General features: G+C 48.6%; 4 protein-coding genes. 2 read left to right on the plus strand and 2 right to left on the minus strand.

Going from position 1 to position 6876, the window contains the following annotated elements; genetic code table 11:
- The first annotated feature begins 317 nt into the window (after positions 1 to 317).
- The gene (locus M1B78_RS01480) at positions 318 to 2852 is read left to right on the plus strand and encodes a glycoside hydrolase family 9 protein (protein WP_257939704.1); all 2535 of its coding nucleotides are present in this window, start codon (positions 318 to 320) and stop codon (positions 2850 to 2852) included.
- Between the two features lie 153 nt (positions 2853 to 3005).
- On the opposite strand, the gene M1B78_RS01485 is transcribed toward M1B78_RS01480, so the two are convergent.
- Entirely contained in the window at positions 3006 to 4427 is a 1422-nt protein-coding gene (locus tag M1B78_RS01485; protein ID WP_257939705.1) for a sialate O-acetylesterase, read from the minus strand.
- A 193-nt stretch (positions 4428 to 4620) separates the two neighbouring features.
- On the opposite strand from M1B78_RS01485, the gene M1B78_RS01490 reads away from it, so the two are divergent.
- Positions 4621 to 5739, plus strand: a complete 1119-nt coding sequence (locus M1B78_RS01490) for an AAA family ATPase (protein ID WP_257939706.1) — start codon at positions 4621 to 4623, stop codon at positions 5737 to 5739.
- Positions 5740 to 5817: 78 nt separating this feature from the next.
- Here the strand turns inward: M1B78_RS01490 and M1B78_RS01495 are convergent.
- The coding region (locus M1B78_RS01495) for a transposase (protein WP_257939707.1) at positions 5818 to 6876 on the minus strand (1059 nt) is incomplete at its 5' end.

The following is a 6876-nucleotide window of genomic DNA, read 5'->3' on the forward strand; positions in this document are numbered from 1 at the left end:
TTGCCCCAATACATCCAACGCTACTAAAGCAGCACTCCGGTTGACAACAATCTCATTGGAAACATAAGAGCATTCCGCATCCGTAATAAGATTCATCCGACAAGAAGGGCACAATTGATTCCAATAGAGACTACCTTTGGACATCCGGCCCTTGCTTTATCAAGACCAATATCTGTCAGTTCCCCCCACACAATATTTGTCTTCGAAATATAGGCAAAAGACACATTCCATAACGTAATTGGCTACAAACAAGAACCATCTGTTTCCCAATTAGTCCGTATATTAGTGGAAAATTCTATAACTAAAAAATAGATACTATGAGAAAGAGACATTTTCTATTTGCATCAGCTTTAGTACTGCTCTGCAGTAGCGGTGCGCTGCATGCACAAGATTTCAAGCTGACATCTTCCGGTTATTTCAAGAACCAAGGAGTCGACGTCATGGCTTTTGATGACATCTATCCCGAAGGACACCAGGGAGGAGTATGTATCATCATGAACGGACACCGCGTGGCAACGAATGGAGACATCCGACTGGAAGCCACCCCCGGACAATGGCAGCCTGTGCCGAAACAACTCAACCGGAAGCTCGGCGACAACAGCATCACCGCCACGCTCTGCTATCCCGACTCTTCACGCCACCTCACCGGATTCAATCCGATGATTTACCCAGACCTCCAACTTACCTATACCGTGAAAGTGGAAAGCAAAGGTAAGCACATCGAAGTGACCGTAGACCTGGACCGCCCCATTCCCCAGGAATTCATCGGGAAAGTGGGCTTCAACCTCGAATTCTTCCCGGGTTCCCTCTTCGGCAAGCCTTGGATTATGGACGGTCAGAGCGGAATCTTCCCGCAACAGCCCAACTCCCCCCTGATGACAACCCAACCCAACCATCTGCATACAGGAAACTACCATGACGGCAAGCAATCGCTGGCAGACATGGACAAACTGATAGGAAAAGGTTACAGCCCGATTGTGGCAGACGACATCATCAGCGAACCTTACGCCAAAGGAACCAAGTTCACCTCCCGACCGGATGACCCCTACAACAAAGTCACCATCGAATCATTGGGCGGTGACCTGCAACTGTTTGACGGCCGGATGAACCACAACAACGGCTGGTTCGTACTACGCAGCAACATAAAGCCGGATGTCACCAAAGGCGCCGTCAAATGGATTATCACTCCGAACGTAGTGGCCGACTGGATGTATCAGCCGGTTATCCAGACTTCACAGATAGGTTATCATCCCGCCCAGGACAAGGAAGCTGTCATCGAAATGGATATACGTGACAATAGAAAGGAAACGGCACAAATCATCCGTATCGATGCCAACGGCGAAAAGGTTGTCAAGAACGTCACTCCTGCCAACTGGGGAAAGTTCCTGAGGTACAACTATCTGAAGGTGGACTTCACGGATGTGAAGGAAGCGGGACTTTATAAGATCAAATATGATACTTCCGTGTCCCCCATCTTCCGCATCGACAATGACGTATATGCCCGCGGCGTATGGCAACCCGTACTGGAATATTTCCTTCCCGTACAGATGTGCCATATGCGCGTCAACGAGAAGTACCGCGTATGGCACGACTGCTGCCACATGGACGATGCCCGGATGGCACCGGCACACAACCATATCGACGGCTACGACCAGAAAGAGGGCCTGTCCAAGTTCAAGTCCGGTGAAGTGGTTCCCGGAGTGAACATAGGCGGCTGGCACGATGCCGGAGACTTTGACCTCCGCATCGAATCCCAAGCCGGAGAATCCTATATCCTGGCACTGGCCTACGAAGCTTTCCGACCGGATCTCGACGTGACTTCCATCGACCAGATAAACCGTGTGACGGAAATCCACCAGCCCGACGGCAAGAATGATCTGCTGCAACAAGTAGAGAACGGCGCCCTTACGGTAGTCAACGGCTATCTGGCACTGGGACGTCTCTACCGGGGAATCATCTGCAACGACCTGCGCCAGTACGTACTTCTGGGTGATGCCGCCGCCATGACGGACGGAAAAATCGGCAATGAAGACGACCGTTGGATATTTACAGAGGACAACCCCGGACGGGAACAGTCAACAGCTGCCCAACTTGCTGCCGTATCACGTGTATTGAAAGGCTTCAATGATACATTGAGCGTGCATTGCCTCGACATTGCCCGCAAAGTATATGCGTCTACCGGAAGCGGCAACAACAGAGCCTTGTTCCCCAAAGTGCAGGCAGCCGTAGAACTGTACCTCACCACGGGCGAACAACCCTATATGGACTTCATCCTGGACAACCAGGAGCTCATCATCAAGCAGATAGGCCGCATCGGCTGGTACACGGCACGTGTGGAAAAACAGTTCGCACAGATGAAGAACAAGAAAGCCAAAGCTTTCTCCACCGCTTTCCGCAAAGCTCTGACCGGATACAAACAAGAACTGGACAAGCAAGTGCAGGAGACTCCTTACGGCATTCCCTACCGTCCACATATCTGGGGTGCAGGCTGGGATATACAGCGTTTCGGTTTCCAGCACTACTTCCTGACAACCGCCTATCCGGAAATATTCCCGAAAGCACCGGTATTCAATGCCCTCAACTTCATTCTCGGATGCCACCCGGGCTCCAACCAGGCTTCCTTCGCCTCGGGTGTCGGCGCACAATCGGCCACTGTAGGCTACGGACTGAACCGCGCAGACTGGTCGTACATTCCCGGTGGGGTCATTTCCGGCACGGCGCTTATCCGTCCCGACTTCCCGGAACTCCTCACGTTCCCGTTCCTCTGGCAACAGACTGAGTATGTGTTGGGAGGAGGTTCGTCCCACTATATGTTCCTGGTACTTGCAGCAGAACAGTTGCTGAAACAATAAGAAAGACAGAGGGGGAACAAAACCCTCTAGATATTTTCTTTTAGGCGCGGATTACACGGATTTCACGGATTTAGTTTACTGCATCCGTGAATTCTGCGTAACCCGCGCCCAATATTATAGTATAATGAAAGTGTTTATATACTTTTCACTCTTTCACCAATTATCCGTCCGGAATGGAATAGTGGGCAGTTCGTTCCCGCCAATCATTGTACCGACCTGGAAATCACGGAAACAATAGCGCACGGCAACAGGACGGGACACCTTCTCCGAAGAAATCACGACCTCATTCGTCTGCCAGTGCAGCCATACTTTGTCGGCAGGATGGAACACACGGTCCTCACCCGCCACTTCGAAACCGCGAAGGTCATAGTTGCGACAGATACCCATTTCCAAATGGTCGAAGGAAACCCATGCTTCACTGCCTTTAGCAGTCCATGACTTATATTGTGGGCCGAAACAGTGTATCTGCTTCAATCCATAGGTAAGGTTCAATGCCAGATAACTCAAACGTTGGCCCACCTTCGTCTTGTTGCGGGGATGGATATTGTATATCTCATAAGGCTCTACAAGGTCGTTTGTAGAAATCATGGCACTGTTCGGAATCAGGCTTTGGGCACGGAATTGCGCTTCACGTAGGTAAGCAGCTTTCTCTTGCTGGATACCTCCATAGGCGTACGGCGCTATTTCGGCAAAGTAGAAAGGCAATTCGCCCAGTCCCCATTCTTTGCGCCACAGCTGCACCATATCGGCCAGACGCTCGGCGTATGTTTCATGACGGCCTACGTTAGACTCGCCTTGATACCAGATGAATCCCTTTATGGTATAGTTCTGAAGCGGCTTCAGCATGGCATTGTACATCAGCATGGGGCGGTGCATGGGGTGCAGGCGTTCGATGGAATCAGGGTTGAGAGATATGTCTGGATAGTTTTCCAGCAGTTCACGGCTTATCCAACCTTCTACAGTGGATCCACCGTAAGCGCTACAGATGATGCCGACCGGAATCCGGAGGGCACGGCTCAACGAAGTGGCAAAATAGTAGGCCGTCGCACTGAAATCAGGTGCGGTTTCTATGGAAGATATGTTCCAGCTACCTTTGCAGTCGGTTTGTGGTTCATAAGTCTGGTGCTTGGGAACGGTGAACATACGCACGCCTCTGTTTTCGGCAGAAGCTATAATATCATCCGCCCCATTCATGATGCAACAGCCGACAAAGCCTTTCAGGGGCATTTCCATATTGCTCTGGCCGGAAGCAAGCCATACTTCACCGATTAGGATATTCTTCAACGTAGTTTTTTCTCCGTCATCAAAGGTTATCTCATAAGGCGTGTATCCTGCTGCCGGAGTTTTCACGGCAAGCAGCCAATGGCCATCCTTATCGGCACGGCAAGTGGAGGTTTGTCCGTTCCACGAGGGGGTTACACGTACTTCCGCCTTCGGCGTTGCCGTTCCCCACAGTTTCACTTCAGTCTGCTGCTGGAGTATCATGTTGTCGCCTACCAGTGCAGGCAGTTTTACCTTGGCGCCCAGCGAGGCAGCGCAGCATAATAGAATCAATGCAAGAGTCTTACTTTTCATAGTATATTTGTGTTTAATACTATACTCGGAATCAATAACGTGAGCAAAAATAAGGCTTTTTTGCTCACGTTCTCCGTTTCATGTGCAAAAAGTGGGTGTTTTTGTACATGTGCTCAAACAAAATTATACATAGATGTATTATACATTGATGTATAATTTGTATATTTGTCATTAAATCAAGAACAGAAAGCTTATGAAATCACCTTTTCAATACGGCACACTGGTTGATAAAGAAAGTTTCGTCAATCGGGTAGAAGAACGAAAGCAACTGAAAGAATTGCTTGAATCGGGCATCAACGTAATGCTTATTTCACCGCGCCGATGGGGAAAATCGTCGCTTGTAAAAGTAGCTATGGACGAACTGACACAAGAAGACAAGCATATCCGTGTCTGCTTCATTGATGCATTCAGCATCAAGACGGAAGCTGAATTCTACCGCATCTTTGCGCGAGAAGTCATTTCTTGCGCCGCCTCCACCCTTGAAAAGAGGCTTGAAGATGTGAAACAGTTTCTTAAAGCCGTTTCTCCCAGTATCACATTGAAGAGCGACCCAACCGGTACCCTCTCCTTTGACTTGAAATTGGAACTGGAAGAAAAAAGTGTCATGGAGATACTGGAACTACCCGAAAAGATAGCAGCTGCCAAAGGCATACACCTGATTGTCTGCATCGACGAGTTCCAACAACTGGCACTACTACCCGGCTACAAAAGTATGGAGGGAAAAATGCGCTCTGCCTGGCAGAAGCAGCAACAAGTCTCCTATTGCTTTTACGGAAGCAAGCGGCATATGATGATGGACATCTTCAACAATTCTTCTAACCGCTTCGGACAAGTACTGTTCCTGCAAAAGATAAAGAAAGAGGAATGGGTGCCCTTCATCGTCAATGCCTTCCACCGGACGAACAAAGAAATCAGCGAACAGCAAGCAGAACAACTGTGCGACATCGTGAAATGCCATTCGTGGTATTTGCAACAGTTGTGCTATTTCATCTGGAGCGGTACGTCTGAAAAAGTGACAGATGAGATTATCGAAATCCGTACCCGCCAACTGATAGACACCAACATGCCTATGTTCATGAACGACACCGAGAACCTGACTGCTGCCCAAACTGCCATGCTTCGTGCTGTAGCCGATGGTGAATACCGCTTCAACTCCATCCCCGTAGTGCGGAAATATGAATTGGGCAGTGCACAGACCATCACACGCAACAAGCGTATGCTGACAGAACGTGATTTCATTGAGAAAGAAGGAAACAAGTATGCTTTCTCCGACCCTATATTCGAGCTTTGGTTCAGAAGAGAGTATTGCTAAATGCGAGAAAGGAGGTTGTGTCAAAACGTTGGCACAACCTTTTTCTATAATTTATAGTCCTGTTATCTTTTCTTTTGTCTACGCCGCTTTTTTCTCATTCATTTGGTAACAAGTTGCTATATTCCCGTTGTATCGGGTTATAAATAGTCCAATAAATATAGATTTAGTAAGTGTAATGAGCTCCTTTCCTGTTTTTCTCAGTTTTGCACACATCTTTTTGATATTAAAAGCTATGGCAAAGAAGGCAAAGTCCATTGTCACCTTGTCTTCTCCCACATGCCGGAACCTCCTGTATGCCATGTTGTATTTCATTTGTCCGAACACAGCTTCCGGTTCTATATACCGCCTGCCCCTATGCCTGACTCCTTCTTCTGAGACTAACCTTTCCCGTGCCTGCCGTTTGTATTGGTTTAACCGGTGGTTGACTTCTATAATACGGTTTCCCCGTGCTTTAAAACAACTTCCATGCAAAGGACAACCTTCGCATCTTTGTGCTTTGTACCGGGCACTTTCGGTGATGTATCCGCTCGCTGTTTTGTCATGTCTGGTTCCTATGCGGTTCATGTGTTGCCCCATCGGACAAACGTAATAATCCTCCCCCGCATTGTAATGGAGACTTTCCGCATGGAACGGGTTGGGAGTATAACGGGTACGCTGCTCTTTATGGAAGTAGTTGTACTTGACAAAGGCCTCTATCCCGTTTTCCTGCATGAACCGGTAATTTTCTTCCGAGCCGTAACCGGAGTCTGCCACACCGATACCCGGTAAGCGGTTATAGCGGTGCTGGAAGGAGTGGAAGAAAGGGATCAGGGTCAGCGTATCGGTGGGGTTGGGAAACAGCCGGAAGTCTATGATGAATTGGTTTTCAGTACCTGTTTGTAAATTATACCCGGGCTTGGTCTGCCCGTTCTTCATGGCGTCTTCTTTCATACGCATGAATGTGGCATCAGGATCGGTCTTGGAATAGGAATTACGTTCTCCAAGGACTTCAAGGTGATTGTCGTATTCCATCAGCTTGTCACGATACCCTTCAAGTTCCCTGACCTGTTTCTTCTTTTCACGCAGAGCTTTCTTTTGTTCCTTGTCCTGTGTTACAGGCTGGTGTTCCAGCACTTCTTTGAGTTCATCCACTATATT

The organism is Bacteroides muris (ex Fokt et al. 2023) (assembly GCF_024704895.1).
Lineage (GTDB): Bacteria > Bacteroidota > Bacteroidia > Bacteroidales > Bacteroidaceae > Bacteroides > Bacteroides muris.